Raw genomic sequence first — 15,835 nt, 5'->3', positions numbered from 1 at the left:
CTTCCAATGGGCAGACTCTACATCAGATCGAGGGATCTTTCGGGGGGCAGGTCACCGTCAGGCACCACTCCTGCGCAATGCTCTCGCCATCATCCCAGCCAAGGCTGAGGATGGCCCACACCATGTCCCGGTACAGCTCATAGCTGCAATCGGCGGATACATGACGAAGCATATCCGCAACACGCGCCCGCTGCCTCGGAGTAGCATCAACCGTCCGGGCAGATGCTGAGGTTTTTCGAGGTCCCCGGCCAGCAACCAATTCCTGCAACCAAATGGCGAGCAGCGCATCGGGGATTACCGGAATGGCCCGCCAATCACCCTTCCCGCCCCAAGTATAGGGCAAGCCAGTTTCTGGGTGGATCGACGGAGGCAGGACATCCTGCACGGTGAGGCCATTCGCACTGGCGCACCTGAGCTCAAGGACCATCTCGCCAGTTTCGGGGGCGGTGATCTGTTTTGTAAGCAGCGGAGCCATACCGCCTCGCAAGCGGTAGATTAGCTTTGCGCGCCCTTGCCTCCCTGAGCACACTTGGACAGCGTCATTCGCATCAAGCAGAGTGTCAAGATCGACGCCACGTTCTTCCAACCACGTTCGAGCCTTCGGCAGGTCGTCAATGTCCAGCGCCATAGTGGGCGGGTTACTGTAGGCGTGCGCTAGGCCCACATTACCGGTCAACGCAGCCGCCCTTTCCGAATCAGTGATAGCATTCTCCGCCTTGTTCCAACCCTTGGTGACCGGCCCCTTCTGGCGGGCAGGGATGCCCAAAAGGGCCATCCCCTGATCAATGTATTCAGAAACGGTGGCCATTCCCACCTCCCTGGATATCCGGCGCGTATTCTCCGCACCAATCCGTTAGGCTAACGTTTGGCCACACACTTAAAGGCTTGATCGCTTCATCGTCGCATTCCCTGCTGATCGAGATTCGGGGTTCATGACGATGGCATTCGTACCAACTTTGATGTCCGACCTTTAGATAGCGGCAGGTCTCGCAACGTTCTTGGCGCGGCGGTTTGCGGGAATTGGTCACGCTAGCGCCCCCTGCGCAACGCTACTACGCTGCACGATCCATACGTTGACGTCACTGTCCAACCATCCGACAGCACGGCCACCCGGTATGATCGTGAACGGTTTAGGGAACTGACCCTTGGCCACCATATCTGCAAATTTCGCCCGGCTGACACCGAGACGGTTGCGCACCTCATCAGGGCGGACGATCCGTGCCGACCCGCCATCAATCATCTGATCTATAAGCATTTTAGCCCTCATAAGTATTAACGAGGGCCTGTTTAGCGGAATTGATTTTCTTGCCTGATAGCTGGCCGGACGGTTTTCAATCCCAAATCCCAGATGTGCGAAGTTGATCGTACATCTCGGTTCGCCCAGCGCATTTCAGCCCAGCGGAAACTCTACGATCAGTCAGCCATTTGATTACCTCAGACTTCTTCGCTCCCCCGGCCCGCTTGGCTCGGATATAATCCGCGTTTTCGGCAATGATCTCGGCCGCGAAGTTACTCTTCGAGCGCATTTCACCGCCACTGCGAGCAGCTTGTTTTCGTTCGGTCTGCGCCTCATCCCATTGGGCCTCGGCTTTAGGATTACATGCTGGGAAACCGTCACAGTCACTGTCATTTATTTGCAGAACTAGATCGAACGGCACCCCAGGCATCACGTCCTTCCTTAGTTCAAGCTCGGCTGCGCACGGCGCGTGCTTGTAGGGTGAATATGGGGCACGGCCTTCTCTAATGCACCGCGCTACACGAAGCCGTTCAGCTTCTGGATCCTCAAAAACCGGCCTGACCTTCTGCGGCCGTCCGCGCTTACCGCCAGCCATTATGAACCGGCCTTTCCGATTGTCGTTACCGTCGCCGCTTGCGGTTGGTGCGCTACGTAGCCAGCCCATTGCTCCATTAGCTTAGCGCGCTTTTCTAGCTGGTCTTGCCGCCGATATGCAGCTTCAGCCTTGTCCCGGATCGTGTGCGCAAGAGCCAATTCGAGGGTCTCATTAGCGAATGTGGTTGTCTCCGCTGCCCAGTCCCGAAAGGTGGAGCGAAACCCGTGCGGCACGTATGCCGCATAGTCCGGCATGCCCTTGATAACCGCTAGCAGCGCTCCATTGGACATGCCCTTCTTACCCGTAGGGTCGGGGAACACGTAGTCGCACAGCCGCCCAGCCTGCATTTCCATGATGATAGTCATCGCCCTGGCACTCAAGGGGACCCGATGCTCTCGCCCTGCTTTCATTCGTTCGGCTGGAATCGTCCAGACCTTCGCAGCAAGATCGATCTCGTCCCACTTTGCCCCAAGCACCTCGCCGGAGCGCGCAACCGTCAGGATAAGGAACTCGAATGCCTTCGGGCTAAGGCCGCGCTTGCCGCGCAGAGCCTGCACGAACCCGTGGACCTCTTGGTAGGGCAGAGCAGGCTGGTGCTGGACCTTCGCGATCTTGCTCGCCTTCGGGAGCAATTGCCCCAGCCCGCCCTTCAACGAGGCCGGATTGTCGCCGGTGAACAGCTTGCGCGCCTTAGCCCAGTCCATAACCGTTTCAATGCGCTGCCGAAGGCGGGTCGCCGTCTCTGTCTTTGTGGTCCAGATTGGTTCGAGGACTGCGAGCACCTGCTCCATAGTAATCTGATCTACAGGTAGCCCTCCGAGAGATGGGTAGGCGTAGGTTTTAAGGGTTGCCGCCCATTGGTGCCTGTGCTTCGCGTTCTTCCATTCGTGCTCTTTGGTGGCGATGCATTGGGCAGCGGCCTGCTCAAATGTCAGCCGCTCCCGCACCATCATGGCGCGCTTTGCTTTGCCTTGATCCTGCTCATCCTTCGGGTCGAGCCCGCTGCGAATCTGATTGCGCAGCTTCACAGCCTCATCGCGAGCAGCTGCAAGTCCGAGAACCGACAATGACCCCAATCCAAGTTCTCGGCGCTTCCCGGACGTAGGGCTAGTGTATCGGAACACCCATGAGCGTGCATAGCCGCCAGCGCCCGCCGTGACCTGCAAGTTCAGGCCCGGCTGCTTCCGGTCCGCAGAGTAGCCAACCTTGGTTGTTGTCGCGACCTGACGCGCTGTCAGGTCCGCCCTAGCGCTTCTACCCACCTTACTACCCACCTTTTGGAGCTGGATAATAGTGAGTCTTTTTGGAGCTTACAAGAGATCAAGACAAGCTAACATACTGTGCTACAATATAATATTAGTCGTTGTCACAGCTGACTGGACCTTACTGAGTAGGACTCCGTCTCCGCCAGAACAGCATGTGCCGACGTCCGCTGACGTCCGTCCACGAGCTGGCAAACCCCGGTAATTCCAAGGTATTTTTCCACCACTGTTCGTCAATCTCCGTCACCGGCCCTGAACAGTTGGGCACTCGGTGGTGGGACAAGTGTTGGGACAAACCAATGGCTCTTACTAACCTGCAGATCAAAAACGCCAAGCCGAGCATGCCAGCGCGTCTACGTTGGCTTTCGTTGAACTCTTCGCCGAAGCCGGATTTCCGGCAGGTGTGGTCAACACCGTAACCGGATTTGCCGATACCGTGGGCGCGCGGCTGGTCTCGCACCCCGATGTTGCCAAGATCGCGTTCACCGGTGGCGAGGCGGGCGGCAAGGCGATCTACCGCGCGGCGGCCGAGGGGCTGAAGCGCGTGACGCTCGAACTTGGCGGCAAGTCGGCGCAGGTGGTCTTTGCCGATGCCGATCTCGATGCGGCGGCGAACGGCGTGGTTGCGGGCATCTTCGCGGCTTCGGGTCAGACCTGCATCGCCGGTTCGCGGCTGCTGGTGCAGCGGTCGGTGCATGACGAACTCGTGGCCCGCATCGCCGCGCTGGCAGGCCCGGCGCGGCTGGGCAATCCGGCTGATCCGGCCACGCAGATCGGCCCGATTGCCACCGAAGCGCAGTGGGGCCGGATCCAGCACTACATCGACATCGCACGCAATGAGGGTGCAACCGTCGCGCTGGGCGGCAATGCCCCAGATCACCCGGGCTGGTTCATCGAACCCACCGTGCTCACCGGAGTCCGCAACCAGATGCGCATCGCGCGCGAGGAAGTGTTCGGCCCCCTCCTGGCAGTCATCCCCTTCGATGACGAGGACGACGCCTTCGCGATCGCCAACGACAGCGATTACGGCCTCGCCGCCGGCCTCTGGACCACCAACATGGGCCGCGCCTTTCGCGGCGCGGCGCGGCTTCAGGCGGGCACGCTTTGGGTCAACACTTACCGCGCGGTGAGCTACATGGCCCCGTTCGGCGGCTACAAGCGCAGCGGGATCGGGCGCGAGAACGGGCAAGAAGCGATCGACTCCTATCTCCAGACCAAGACCGTGTGGATCGACCCCGACGCCCGCGTCGCCAATCCTTTCGCTATCCGCTAGGGCAGAGCAATGCGCGAACAACAGATCGTCATCGTCGGCGGCGGGATCATTGGCTGCCTCACCGCGTGGTCGCTGCGGAAATTGGGCGCGGGCGCGGTCGCCGTGATCGAGCGCGATCCGACCTACCGCTTCGCCTCGACCGCACTGTCCGCCGCCTCGATCCGCACCCAGTTTGGCTGCCCGGTCAACGTCGAGCTCAGCCTCTATGGCGCGCGGTTCCTCAAGACTGTCGCCGCCGAATTCGGGGATGATGTCGACATTGGCTTCAATGAGGGCGGCTACCTGATCCTCGGCGACGAACGCACTGCCGCACTCCGCCGTGAAGCGCTCGCGATGCAGCGCGGGATGGGCGCAGAGATCGAGGAGCTGGACCCAGCCGCGCTTGCGGGGGCCTTCCCATGGCTCTCGGCCGACGGTCTGGCCATGGCAACCCTCGGCAAGCGGGACGAGGGCTGGTTCGATGCCTGGTCGCTGCTGCAGGCCGCACGCCGGGCCGCAATCCGTGCGGGCGCGAGCTTCGTGACCGGCACGGCCACTGGCTTCTCTGCGACAGGATCGCGCGTAACCGCAGTCGAAGTGAACGGGGCATCCCTCCCCTGCGACTGGTGCGTCAATGCCGCCGGGCCCTCCTCCGGCGCGGTGGCGGCCTTGCTCGGGATCGATCTGCCGGTCCGCCCGCGCAAACGCACCGTGTTTCAGTTCAAGGCGCCGCTGCCGGGGGCCGGCATGCCGATGCTATTCGACATTTCCGGCGCGTGGATGCGGCCCGAAGGCGATGGCTTCATCGGCGGCATCCAGCCCGATGAAACGAACGATCCCGATGCGGACGGCGACTTCGAACCCGATCACGCGCTGTTCGAAGAGCGCTTCTGGCCCCTGATCGCCGCGCGCGTCCCCGCGCTCGAGCAGCTGCGCGTGGGCCGCGCCTGGGCGGGGCACTACGAAATGTGCCTGTTCGATCACAACGGCGTGGTCGGCCCGCACCCGGAGCTCGCCAACCTGATCTTCGCGACAGGCTTTTCAGGCCACGGCGTGATGCATGCGCCGGGCGTCGCGCGCGGTGTGGCCGAACGCATCGCCTTCGGGGAATACCGCAGCATCGATTTGTCGCCGCTGGCGTTCGACAGGGTTGCGGCAAACGCGCCCATGCCCGAAAGTGCGATTTACTAGGAAAGTGTCGCCATGAAGTTGAAGGACAAAGTCGCTGTCGTGACCGGGGCCGCGCGAGGCATCGGCCTCGCTTGCGCGCGCCGCTTTGCCGAGGAAGGTGCGAAGGTCGTGCTCTCCGATATCGACGAGGCGGGGCTTGCCGCATCCTGCGCCGCGCTCACAGGTGAGGGCCACTCTGTGCACAGCGTGATCGCCGATGTCAGCGAGATTGCGGATATCGAGCGCCTTGTGGCCGAGGCCATGGCGCATTTCGGCGGCATCGATGTGATGCTCAACAACGCCGGGATCGCGATCACCAAGGACTTCATGACCGTGACCGCGGAGGACTATGACCGGGTGCTCTCAATCAACTTGCGCGGGGCCTTCTTCGGCGTGCAGGTGGCGGCGCGCGCGATGATTGCGGCGGGCAAGGGCGGCGTGATCCTCAACATGTCGTCGATCAATTCGCGCATGGCGAACCCGTCCGTCGCGACCTACGCGATCTCCAAAGGCGGGCTCAATCAGGTGACGGGCACCGCCGCTGTCGCGCTCGCGCCGCATGGCATCCGCGTCTGCGGTATTGGCCCGGGCACGATCGCCACCGAAATGCTCAACATGGGCTTCCTGACCAACGAGGAACAGCGCCGCATGATCCTTTCGCGCACGCCTGCGGGCCGATTGGGCGACCCGGCAGAGGTCGCCGCCGTTGCCGCCTTCCTCGCCAGCGACGATGCTTCGTACATGACCGGCCAGACCGTCTATCCCGATGGCGGGCGCATGATCCTCAACTATGTCGTGCCGGTGGCCCCCGATGCCTGAGATGACCCTGTTCCGGACCATGCATCATGTGTGCATCGTGGTGCACGATATCGCGGCGGCGGAAGCCTTCTACGCTGCGGCCGGGATCGGGCCCTGGCACAATTATCCGCCGCTCGACCAGTACACCGAGCTCGACGTGCCGAGCCGCGAGGGCTTTCTGGGCATGAAGTACCGCTACGCCGATATCGACAACCTCCAGATCCAGCTGTGCCAGCCGCCCGAAGTGGATTGCCCGCAGCGCCGCTTCCTGGACGAGAAGGGCGAAGGTGTGTTTCACCTTGGCTTCAGCGTCGCCGATCTCACCGCCGCCGAAGTGCAGGCCGGCGCCGCAGGTATCGCCCCGCTGATGCGCGGGCGGCGCGACAACGGCAGTGGCTTCACCTATTTCGATACGGCATACCGCGCCGGTGTGGTGCTGGAAGTCAGGAAGGCAAGCCATGGCTGAGCCGCGCCAACGCGCCATCGATCTCAATTCGGATCTCGGCGAAGGCTATGGCCCATGGGTCATGGGCGATGACAAGGCGATGCTCGACATCGTGACCAGCGCCAACATTGCCTGTGGCGGCCATGCCAGCGATCCGGAAACGATGTTCCGCACGCTGACCTGGGCGCGCGAGCGGGGGATCAATGTCGGCGCGCATCCCAGCTACCCCGACAAGGAAAGCTTCGGCCGCCGCCGCCTGCCCTTCCCGCCCCCCGAAGTCGAGCGCTTCGTCGCCGCGCAGACCGGCGCGCTTGTTGCCATTGCCGCGCTGGCGGGCACGCGCGTGCGCTATGTGAAACCGCACGGCGCGCTGGGCAACGTCGCGAGCGAGGACCGCGCGATCGCCGAAGCCATCGTGCGCGCAGTGCGGGCCATCGACAGCAAGCTCGCGATCCTCGCCATATCAGGCACCGTGCTGGAGCAAATGGCTCGCGATGCGGGCGTGACCGTGTTCAGCGAGATCTTTGCCGACCGCGGCTATACCCCGGCAGGCAACCTGGTTCCACGCGGCCAGCCCGGGGCGATGATCGAGGACTACGGCGCTGCCGCCGCGCGCCTGCTCAGTTGGCTCGAAACCGGGCTCATGCCGACCGTGGGGGGCGATCCGGTCAGGCTGGCGGGCCATTCGATCTGCGTGCATGGCGACGACCCTCATGCCGTCGTCATGGCGCGGGCGATCCGCGTCGCGCTCGCCGGACGCGGGATCGAGATCACCCCGTTCCTGCGATGACCGACATGCCCGTCGTGCGGGCCGTTGGGGACAGCGCCCTGCTGATCGACTTTGGCGAACGGATCGACAAGGCGATCAATGCAAGAGTGGTCGCGCTGGACCGCGCGCTGGCGGCCAGCCCGCCGCCAGGGCTGATCGAGACGGTCCCGGCCTATTGCTCGCTGCTGATAGAGTATGATCCGCTGGTCACGACGCAGGCCGAACTGGCGTCAGCGGCAATGGCTTTGGCACAGACCGCGAGGGCTGGCACCGTAGCGGGCCGCGAGCATGTCGTGCCGATCAGCTTTGTCGATGCCCCCGATCTCGCCCGTGTCGCTGAACAGACAGGGCTGAGTCCCGCAGCTGCGATCAGCGCCTTTCTGGCCGGATGCTACCGCGTCTTCATGTACGGCTTCGCGCCGGGCTATGCCTATATGGGCGGGGTTCCGCCAGCGCTGCACCTGCCGCGCAAGCCGGTGGCCGAGCGCGGTCATCCGGTGGGCAGCGTGATCATCGCCGGGCCGCAATGCCTGATCACCACACTGCCAATGCCGACGGGCTGGTGGGTGATCGGGCGTACGCCGCTCATGGTGCTCGATCCCTTGGGCGAGCGCCCGTTCCGATTCGATCCCGGCGATACGATCCGCTTCGAACGGATGCCGCCCGAATGATCGCACTGTTGCGGATCGAGGCGGCCGGGCCGCTCACTTCGGTGCAGGACGCCGGGCGACGCGGCGCGATGCGCTTCGGCGTGCCGCGCTCGGGCCCGATCGACAGGCTCGCGTTTGCCGCCGCGCTGGCCGCCGCACAGCCCGAGTGCGGCACTGCGATCGAGCTCTCGCTGGGCGGGCTGACGCTCACCTGCCTCGAAGGCGAGATCGGCTTCGCGCTGTGCGGAAGCGGTTTTACCGCCGAGATCGACGGCCGCGCGCTGGGCGGCTGGTGCCGCGCGACGCTTGGCCCCGGGCAGCGGCTGCGCGTGCGGCAGGGGGTTGGCAACTGGGCCTACCTCGCCTTTGCCGGAGCCTCTGTGGCGCCCGCATGGCTGGGCAGCAGAGCCACCCACGCGTTGTCCGGCCTCGGCGGCGGCATGGTGCGCAGCGGCGATGTGCTCGAGTTTCACGGAACACGTCCGCTGCATGCCGCTGCCTTGCAAGCGCCACCTGAACCTTCGCTCATGCTGCCCATCGGCGTGGTGATCGGCCCACAGGAGCGCTACTTCGCACCCGATGCGCTGGAGCGTCTTTGCGCCGAAACCTTCACGGCCACCGGCACATTCGACCGCATGGGCAGGGCGCTGGAGGGTCTGCCGCTTATGCCGCTGCGGCTCGACATGCCCAGCGAACCAACCATGCGTGGCTGTCTTCAGATCGCGGGCGATGGCCGCATGACCATGCTCATGGCCGATCACCAGACCACCGGCGGCTTTCCCAAGATCGCGAGCGTCATCAGCGCGGATGTGACTCGGTTGGCACAGTTGCCGCCAGGCACGACGCTCCGCTTCGAGACGGTGTCGACCGAGGAAGCCGTACGGCGGCTGCATGTCCTCGCGCAGGCGCAGGCCGATTGTCTGCGCCGCCTCGTGCCTGTCGGCACGCTGGAAGAGCGGCTGCGCGAAACCAATCTGGTTGGCGGCGTCATCGATGCCCTAGGCGCTGAAGTGCCATAGGATCCATCATGGCGCGCGCACCGGTTTCTGCCCGACAACGCTCATCACCGATGGATCAGCCCGGAATGAGTTGCTTGAGCTGCACTGCTGTGTCCTCGATCATGCCTTGATCGGCAATTACACCCAGTTCGACAAGGCGGCGGCCATGGCTGTAATCCCGAACATGGTTGACGCAATCGAGCGCGATGACCCTGCCTTGCTTCAGATAGACCACAGAAAAGCTGCGACCTGCGGGATCTCCGCGCAAAATGGCCTGATCGTGCCCGGCAGAAAGGCCCACGGTCTGCAACTTGAGGTCGTACTGATTTGACCAAAACCATGGCGTGGCGCTGTAGTGCGCTTCCTGCCCGCAGATGGTCTTTGCGACCACCATCGCCATGTCGTTGGCATTCTGGACGGACTCGAGGCGAATCTCGCCGCCCTCGGCGAAACGGTTCTGATGCGCAGCACAATCGCCCAGCGCGAACACATCGGGCAGGCTGGTGCGGCATTGTGCATCGACTGCAACACCGTTTGCGCCGCGTGCGCCTGCGGCTAGCAAGGGTTCGGTGCAAGGCACGATGCCGATGCCGACAATGACCATGTCGGCAGGCACGATTTCCCCGGATGCCAATTCTACGCCCGAAACCCGGGCCTCCCCATGCAGTGCCGTGACCGCCGCGCCGGTGCGAATATCAATGCAATGCGCGCGATGCTCAGCCTCGAAAAAGCGCGAAAGCACCTCACCGGCCACACGGGCCAGCACTCTCGGCAGCGCCTCGAGCAGCACGACTTGCTTGCCCAGTTTGCTGAGCACGGCTGCTGCCTCGAGCCCGATGTATCCGCCGCCGATGACCACGATCCGCTCAGCCTGCAGCAGGTCGGCGAGGATTGCATCGACATCGGCCCGGTTGCGGACGGCATGAACACCTGCCAGCCCCGCCCCGGCGCAGGACAGCTTGCGCGGATCGCCACCTGCCGCCCAGACGAGGTGCCGGTAACCCCGGCACGTGCCATCGGCGAGCGTAACGGTGTGGTCTGCCGGAGCGACCGCGACAACCCTTTGCCCAAGGATCAGCGTGATCTCTTTCTCGGCCCAATAGGCTGCAGGACGGATCTGGATGCGCTCGAAGGGCTTTTCACCGGACAGATACTCTTTTGACAGCGGCGGCCGTTCGTAGGGGAGTTCGGCCTCATCCCCGACCAGTGCAACGCTTCCTGCAAAGCCATTGCTGCGCAAGGCAATCGCGGTCTGTGCCCCGCCGTGCCCGGCCCCCACGATAAGAACATCGAATGTCTCAAGCATCGCCAAGCTCGTTCAAGAATACGCTCGCAGCCGCCAGAACGGCATCTTGCTGATCGCGGTGCGGGCTATGGCCGCAAGCGGCGAGGCGCAGTTGCCTGGCCTGCGGTACGCGCGCCTGGATCCGGTCCAGTTGCTCGCAAGTTCCATACTCGTCATCATCGCCCTGGATCAGCAGCACCGGGCAGGTGACAGACTCGATCTCGGCCTCGATCGTCCATGCGGGAAAGCGGGGATCGGTCCAGATTGCAAACCACTGCCGGAAAACCGCAGCGGCATCTCGGTGGTATCTTCCGAGGCGGGAGACCAGAGCGGCTGAGCCTGCTTCAACGGCCTTGATCGCTGAGATGCAGACGGGCTCGACCATGACATGGGGCGCCTCGAGGATGAGCGACGCGACGCGGCCGGGATGGCGCGCGGCAAGCAGCATCGCGATCGAGCCGCCATCGCTGTGGCCAAAGACATGAGCCTGCGCGAACCCGAGGTCTGCCATGACGCGTGCGGCGGTATCGGCTTCGCGGTGCATGAAATCGAGGTCGTAAGGCGCATCGAACGATCCGGAAGCGCCATATCCGCGCCGTGACCAGACGATCACCTCACGTCCGGATGCTTTGGCCAGCTTCTCCGGAAAATCCCTCCACATGGAGAGCGAACCGAGGCCTTCGTGGAACAGCAGGAGCGGCATCCCCGGCTCAGCACCGAAACGCGCCAGCTCAAGCTGGTCGTGTTCCAGCGTCATTGCGGAATGGCAGCGGCGCGCAACCGGAACCGCTGGACCTTGCCCGTCGCCGTCTTGGGCAGATCGTCGACAAATTCGATCCAACGAGGGTATTTGTAGGGTGCGAGCCGGGTCTTTACATGGGATTTGAGGTCCAGTTCCAGCTGCGGGCTGGATGGCACATCGTGATGCAGCACGATGTAGGCAAACGGCTTGGTCAGACCATCCCCGTCCTCGGCCCCGACCACGGCAGCTTCCAGAACCTGCGGGTGGCTGGCCAGCGCTTCTTCCACCTCGATCGGGGAGACGTAAATCCCGCCGACCTTGAGCATGTCGTCAGCGCGGCCCGCATAGGTCAGCCAGCCCTCTGCATCCAATACGTATTTGTCGCCGGTGATCGTCCACTCCCCGCAGAACGTGGCGGCGGACTTTTCCGGATTGCGCCAATAGCCGATGGCCGTGGTGGGACCGCAGACATGGAGGTTGCCAATCTCCCCGGATGCCACGGGCTGTCCTCTCTCATCGACAACGCGCGCCTTATAGCCGTCCACAACCCGCCCGGTGCAGCCATACCGGACTTCACCAGGACGCTGGGAGACGAAGATATGCAGCATTTCGGTGGATCCCAAGCCATCGAGGACTTCGGCACCAAAACGATCATGGAACGCCTTGGCGACATGGGCGGGCAAGGCCTCACCCGCAGACGTCGCAAGGCGCAGCGCCGGGACCGCGTCGCGCACCGGACACGACGGATGTGCCAGCCAGCCCGCGAAGAACGTGGGCACGCCGCACAGCACGGAGACACCATGCTCTACCAGCAGGGCGCTGATGGCGTCCGGCGTTGCGCGCCCGTTGTGGAGGACGGCCGTCGCGCCCGCTGCATAAGGGAACGTCAACGCATTCCCGAGCCCGTACGCGAAGAACTGCTTGGCGACCGAAAGCACCACATCATCTTCGCGGATACCTGCGGTTCCGAAGCCATAAAGATTGGCGGTCAGCCGCAGTGAGCCGTGAATATGTGTTGCCCCCTTAGGGCGGCCCGTCGAACCGGAAGTGTAGAGCCAGAAGGCCACATCGTCACGCTTGGTGGGTGCGGCAATTGGAGCAGGCTCAGCCTCCGCAAGCAGGTCTTCAAGGCCGCGCCATGGCCCGCCCTCGCTCGATACGAAATGGACAGGCGGCTCGCGCGCCGCAATGTCATGCCATACTCCCGCCAATTCGGCGCTGACGAATACACCGTGGGCGCCGCTGTTCTGCAAAATCCAGGCGTAGTCGTCTTGGGTGAGCAGCGTGTTGAGCGGGACCGGCACCACACCGGCTCGGATTGCACCGAGGAACACCGTCGGGAAATCACGCGTGTCGGTGAGACACAGCAGAACCCGCTGGCCCGGCTGGATGCCCAACTGCGCAAACACCCCTGCCATCCGGGCTATGCGGTCGCCCAGTTCAGCATAGGTGCAAAGGCCCCGGTGATCGATGATCGCGGTCTTGCCGGGATGGCGCGCAAGATTGCCTGCAAGCAGGTCCTCTGCTGCGTTGAAAGCGCATGGCAGGTCCGCAATCGTGCGGGCAGCAGCGGCAGGGCCCATGATCCTCTCCCCCGGCGCGCCCGGCTTAAGCCGGGCTGCGCACTTCAATCTGTCCGATCAGGCCGCGCGGACATAGTCATAGTCAAACGCCATGCTGTTGATGCCGCGGTCCGGCGGGCTGGTCCAGTTGGCGCACTGCCCGGGCTCGGTCACGCCGATCATCAGCGATTTTACGTAAATGCGGTCCGCTTCGCTGGGCAGTGCGGCGATAACCTCGGCAGGCGAGCAAGCCTTGCCAGCGGGGTCGAGCTTCAGGCCCGCCCAGACGCCCACATTGCGGTTGAACCGTTCGGCCGGAAGCTTGAGCTCGAATGCGAAGCCCGCCTTGGCGATCAGTCGGTTCCAGCGGGTCAGGCCAATCTGGCAATCGCGGACATAGGCATTGCGCGTGATCAGGTTCATCGCGTTGCGGCTGGCGACTTCCTGCAGGCCATCGGGCGTTTCGACCGCCTCGAACGTGCCGATGCAGAGATGGTCCTCATAGGTACCTTCGTCCGGCCGGCCCTTAAGGCCATTGGCGAAATAGGTCGCGGCGTTGGAGCTGATTTCCGAACCGAACAGATCGAGCGCGGAGGAGAACCAGAAGTTGATGTAGCGCTGCAGCAACGGCAGATCCATGACACCCGCCTTGCGCAAGGTCTCGGGGTCATCGGTTCCGAGCTTCTGCATTTCGTCGAGCGTGCGCTTGATCACGCGCGTGATCCCGGTCTCGCCGACAAACATGTGGTGCGCTTCCTCGGTCAGCATGAAGCTGCACGTGCGCGCAAGCGGATCGAATCCGCTCTCGGCAAGTGACTTGAGCTGATACTTGCCGTCGCGATCGGTGAAGTAGGTGAACATGTAGAAGCTCAGCCAGTCATCGATCGGCTCGTTGAACGTGCCCAGAATGCGCGGATGATCGGCATCGCCCGAATGGCGGAACAGCATCTCTTCGGCTTCCTCGCGCCCGTCGCGGCCGAAATAGGCGTGCAGCAGATAGACCATCGCCCACAAGTGGCGACCTTCCTCGACATTAACCTGGAACAGGTTGCGCATGTCGTAAAGGGAGGGCGCGGTAAGCGCGAGCAGGCGCTGCTGTTCGACCGATGCGGGCTCGGTATCGCCCTGCGTCACGATCAGGCGGCGCAATATCGAGCGGTACTCGCCCGGAACCTGCTGCCACACCGGCTGGCCCTTGGAATCGCCGAAACCGATGGTGCGGTCCGCCTGCCGGTCGGCAAGGAAAATGCCCCAGCGGTAGTCCGGCATTTTCACATGGCCGAACGTCGCCCAGCCCTTGGCATCGACCGATGTCGCCGTGCGCAGATAAACTTCGTGGTCCTGATAGGTCGTCGGCCCCAGTTCCTTCCACCAATCGAGGAAGGCCGGCTGCCAATGCTCCAATGCTCGCTGCAAAGCGCGGTCGTTGGAGAGATCGACGTTGTTGGGAATCTTGGTCTGATAGTCGATGGCCATGTCAGTCTCTCCTTACACGCGCTTTGTGTCGAACTCGGCTCGGGTGCCGGTTCCGAACAATCTGAGGGCGCCGCCCTCGCCCACCGCATTCGGGCGGATGAAGATCCAGTTCTGCCACGCCGAAAGCCGCCCGAAGACCTTGGACCACACCGTCTCCGCCCCGCCGAAGCGCAGGCTGGCCTCCATGCCGGTGCAGGCATCGGGCGAGAGCTTGACGCGTTCGTCGATCGCGAGGCGGACTTCGTCCTCCCAGTCGATGTCATCGGGAGCGAACGTCACGAGCCCCAGATCGTGCGCTTCGCCCGAAGGGATCGCGCTGCCGATCAGCCCTTCGACCTCGGCGATGCGGTCCGGTGTGCCCTGAAAACGCGATTGCAGGCGGAACAGCCCGTTGCACATCGGGTAAAGCCCGAAGTTGGCCTGGCTTAGCTGCATCGCGGGTCCCTTGGCGGGGTCCGAAATCAGTTCGAGCATATAGGCCCGGTCAGCCGCGAAGGCGAGTTCGGCCAGCGTTCCGGCAAACGCCGAGCCCGGCTCGATCACCGCATAAAGCGAGCGCGACGAGACATCGAGGCGCGAAAGCGTGCGGCGGAGCATCCCGATCACCTCACGGACAAACCAGTGCTCTGCATGGGCGATCAGGACGTCATCATAAGCCGCAACAGCGCCGCCATCGCCCGCGGTCTTGAGCACCCACAGCCCCAGTTCGGGTTCGTTGGTGCGCAGCAGCAGGATCGCATCATCCAGCTCGCGCGCCATGGCGAGCGGCCAGAATGCAGCGCCTTGAGCCTGGCAGGCCGAAGGGTCGGCAGGCGGCGTATCGGCGGGCGCCTTGACCGTGATGGTCACGAAGCCGCGTACGCGGTCAAACGCCACGTCGACATTTGAGTAATGATACCCCGCCTCGTCGATGGTCCGGGCAAGCGGAGTAAGTGCAACACCCTCACCGCTCAGCGGACGCGACGACTGCGCGGCCAACGCGTCGGCACGGACCTTCACTGCCTCTGCCCAGCGCCCCTTGGGCGCGATATCGTCGACCAGGTTCCAGTCCTTGGCGCGGCGGCCGCGAACGCCTTCTTCCGAGGTGCAGAACACATCTGCCAGATCGCGGCGCACCTTGCGCTTGTCGACCACGCGGGTAAGCCCGCCAGTGCCCGGAAGCACCGCCAGCAGCGGCACTTCGGGGAGCGACACGGCCGACGATCGGTCGTCGACGAGCAGGATCTCGTCGCATGCCAGCGCGACCTCATAACCGCCGCCGGCGCACGTGCCGTTGACCGCTGCGAGGAACTTGAGACTGCCACTCTCTGAGGAATCCTCGAACCCGTTGCGCGTTTCGTTGGTGAACTTGCAAAAGTTCACCTTCCACGCATGGCTCGACGTGCCGAGCATGTAGATGTTCGCGCCCGAGCAGAAAATCCGATCGTTCGCGCTGGTCAGCACCACGCAGCCGACCTGCGGCTGCTCGAAGCGCAGGCGCTGCACGATGTCGTGCAGTTCCATGTCCACGCCGAGATCATAACTGTTGAGCTTGAGCTTGTAGCCGGGAACAAGCCCGCCATCGGGATCGACATTCATCGTCACCGTGGCGATC

At 63.5% G+C, this 15,835-nt stretch carries 14 protein-coding genes and 1 pseudogene; 7 read left to right on the top strand and 8 right to left on the bottom strand.

What is annotated here, in order from left to right; all coding sequences use genetic code 11:
* Positions 1 to 22 precede the first annotated feature (22 nt).
* The 3 genes from WCL10_RS19885 to WCL10_RS19875 all read right to left on the bottom strand — a co-directional run bounded on the left by WCL10_RS19885 (position 23) and on the right by WCL10_RS19875 (position 3,094).
* Positions 23 to 808, bottom strand: coding sequence for a bifunctional DNA primase/polymerase (locus tag WCL10_RS19885; protein ID WP_336897382.1), 786 nt, complete (start codon positions 806 to 808; stop codon positions 23 to 25).
* 523 nt (positions 809 to 1,331) lie between these two features.
* The gene (locus tag WCL10_RS19880; protein ID WP_336897381.1) at positions 1,332 to 1,667 is read right to left on the bottom strand and encodes a hypothetical protein; all 336 of its coding nucleotides are present in this window, start codon (positions 1,665 to 1,667) and stop codon (positions 1,332 to 1,334) included.
* 164 nt (positions 1,668 to 1,831) lie between these two features.
* Complete coding sequence (locus WCL10_RS19875; protein WP_336897380.1) at positions 1,832 to 3,094, bottom strand: integrase arm-type DNA-binding domain-containing protein; 1,263 nt, start codon at positions 3,092 to 3,094, stop codon at positions 1,832 to 1,834.
* Positions 3,095 to 3,440: 346 nt separating this feature from the next.
* On the opposite strand from WCL10_RS19875, the pseudogene WCL10_RS19870 reads away from it, so the two are divergent.
* The 7 genes and pseudogenes from WCL10_RS19870 to WCL10_RS19840 all read left to right on the top strand — a co-directional run.
* Positions 3,441 to 4,367: pseudogene (locus WCL10_RS19870) on the top strand (aldehyde dehydrogenase family protein); the annotation flags it as partial.
* 9 nt (positions 4,368 to 4,376) lie between these two features.
* Positions 4,377 to 5,537 (top strand): FAD-binding oxidoreductase, encoded by a 1,161-nt coding sequence (locus WCL10_RS19865; RefSeq protein WP_336897379.1) that lies wholly within the window; start codon positions 4,377 to 4,379, stop codon positions 5,535 to 5,537.
* Positions 5,538 to 5,549: 12 nt separating this feature from the next.
* On the top strand, positions 5,550 to 6,335 hold the full coding sequence (locus tag WCL10_RS19860; RefSeq protein WP_336897378.1) for an SDR family oxidoreductase: 786 nt from the start codon (positions 5,550 to 5,552) through the stop codon (positions 6,333 to 6,335).
* Positions 6,328 to 6,780, top strand: a complete 453-nt coding sequence (locus WCL10_RS19855; protein WP_336897377.1) for a VOC family protein — start codon at positions 6,328 to 6,330, stop codon at positions 6,778 to 6,780. Before WCL10_RS19860 ends, WCL10_RS19855 begins: the two co-directional genes overlap by 8 nt.
* Positions 6,773 to 7,549: a 5-oxoprolinase subunit PxpA gene (locus WCL10_RS19850; protein WP_336897376.1), complete on the top strand. Its 777-nt coding sequence runs from the start codon at positions 6,773 to 6,775 to the stop codon at positions 7,547 to 7,549. Before WCL10_RS19855 ends, WCL10_RS19850 begins: the two co-directional genes overlap by 8 nt.
* Positions 7,546 to 8,199, top strand: coding sequence for an allophanate hydrolase subunit 1 (locus WCL10_RS19845; protein WP_336897375.1), 654 nt, complete (start codon positions 7,546 to 7,548; stop codon positions 8,197 to 8,199). Before WCL10_RS19850 ends, WCL10_RS19845 begins: the two co-directional genes overlap by 4 nt.
* Positions 8,196 to 9,197 (top strand): biotin-dependent carboxyltransferase family protein, encoded by a 1,002-nt coding sequence (locus WCL10_RS19840; RefSeq protein ID WP_336897374.1) that lies wholly within the window; start codon positions 8,196 to 8,198, stop codon positions 9,195 to 9,197. Before WCL10_RS19845 ends, WCL10_RS19840 begins: the two co-directional genes overlap by 4 nt.
* A gap of 55 nt (positions 9,198 to 9,252) precedes the next feature.
* Here WCL10_RS19840 and WCL10_RS19835 read toward each other — a convergent pair whose 3' ends face one another.
* The 5 genes from WCL10_RS19835 to boxC form a co-directional block, all read right to left on the bottom strand.
* On the bottom strand, positions 9,253 to 10,482 hold the full coding sequence (locus tag WCL10_RS19835) for an FAD-dependent oxidoreductase (RefSeq protein ID WP_336897373.1): 1,230 nt from the start codon (positions 10,480 to 10,482) through the stop codon (positions 9,253 to 9,255).
* Positions 10,475 to 11,218, bottom strand: a complete 744-nt coding sequence (locus tag WCL10_RS19830; protein WP_336897372.1) for an alpha/beta hydrolase — start codon at positions 11,216 to 11,218, stop codon at positions 10,475 to 10,477. Before WCL10_RS19830 ends, WCL10_RS19835 begins: the two co-directional genes overlap by 8 nt.
* Positions 11,215 to 12,786 carry a benzoate-CoA ligase family protein gene (locus tag WCL10_RS19825; RefSeq protein ID WP_336897371.1) on the bottom strand — a complete coding sequence of 524 codons (1,572 nt, stop codon included), beginning with the start codon at positions 12,784 to 12,786 and terminating at the stop codon, positions 11,215 to 11,217. The genes WCL10_RS19830 and WCL10_RS19825 overlap by 4 nt, the downstream gene beginning before the upstream one ends.
* 57 nt (positions 12,787 to 12,843) lie before the next feature.
* Positions 12,844 to 14,241 carry a benzoyl-CoA 2,3-epoxidase subunit BoxB gene (gene boxB, locus WCL10_RS19820; RefSeq protein WP_336897370.1) on the bottom strand — a complete coding sequence of 466 codons (1,398 nt, stop codon included), beginning with the start codon at positions 14,239 to 14,241 and terminating at the stop codon, positions 12,844 to 12,846.
* A 12-nt stretch (positions 14,242 to 14,253) separates the two neighbouring features.
* A partial coding sequence (boxC, locus tag WCL10_RS19815; RefSeq protein WP_336897369.1) for a 2,3-epoxybenzoyl-CoA dihydrolase occupies positions 14,254 to 15,835 on the bottom strand: 1,582 nt, incomplete at its 5' end.

Origin of the sequence: Novosphingobium sp. (assembly GCF_037133355.1) — a bacterium.
Classification (GTDB): Bacteria; Pseudomonadota; Alphaproteobacteria; order Sphingomonadales; family Sphingomonadaceae; genus Novosphingobium.
This window is presented reverse-complemented; position numbering and strand designations above follow the sequence as displayed.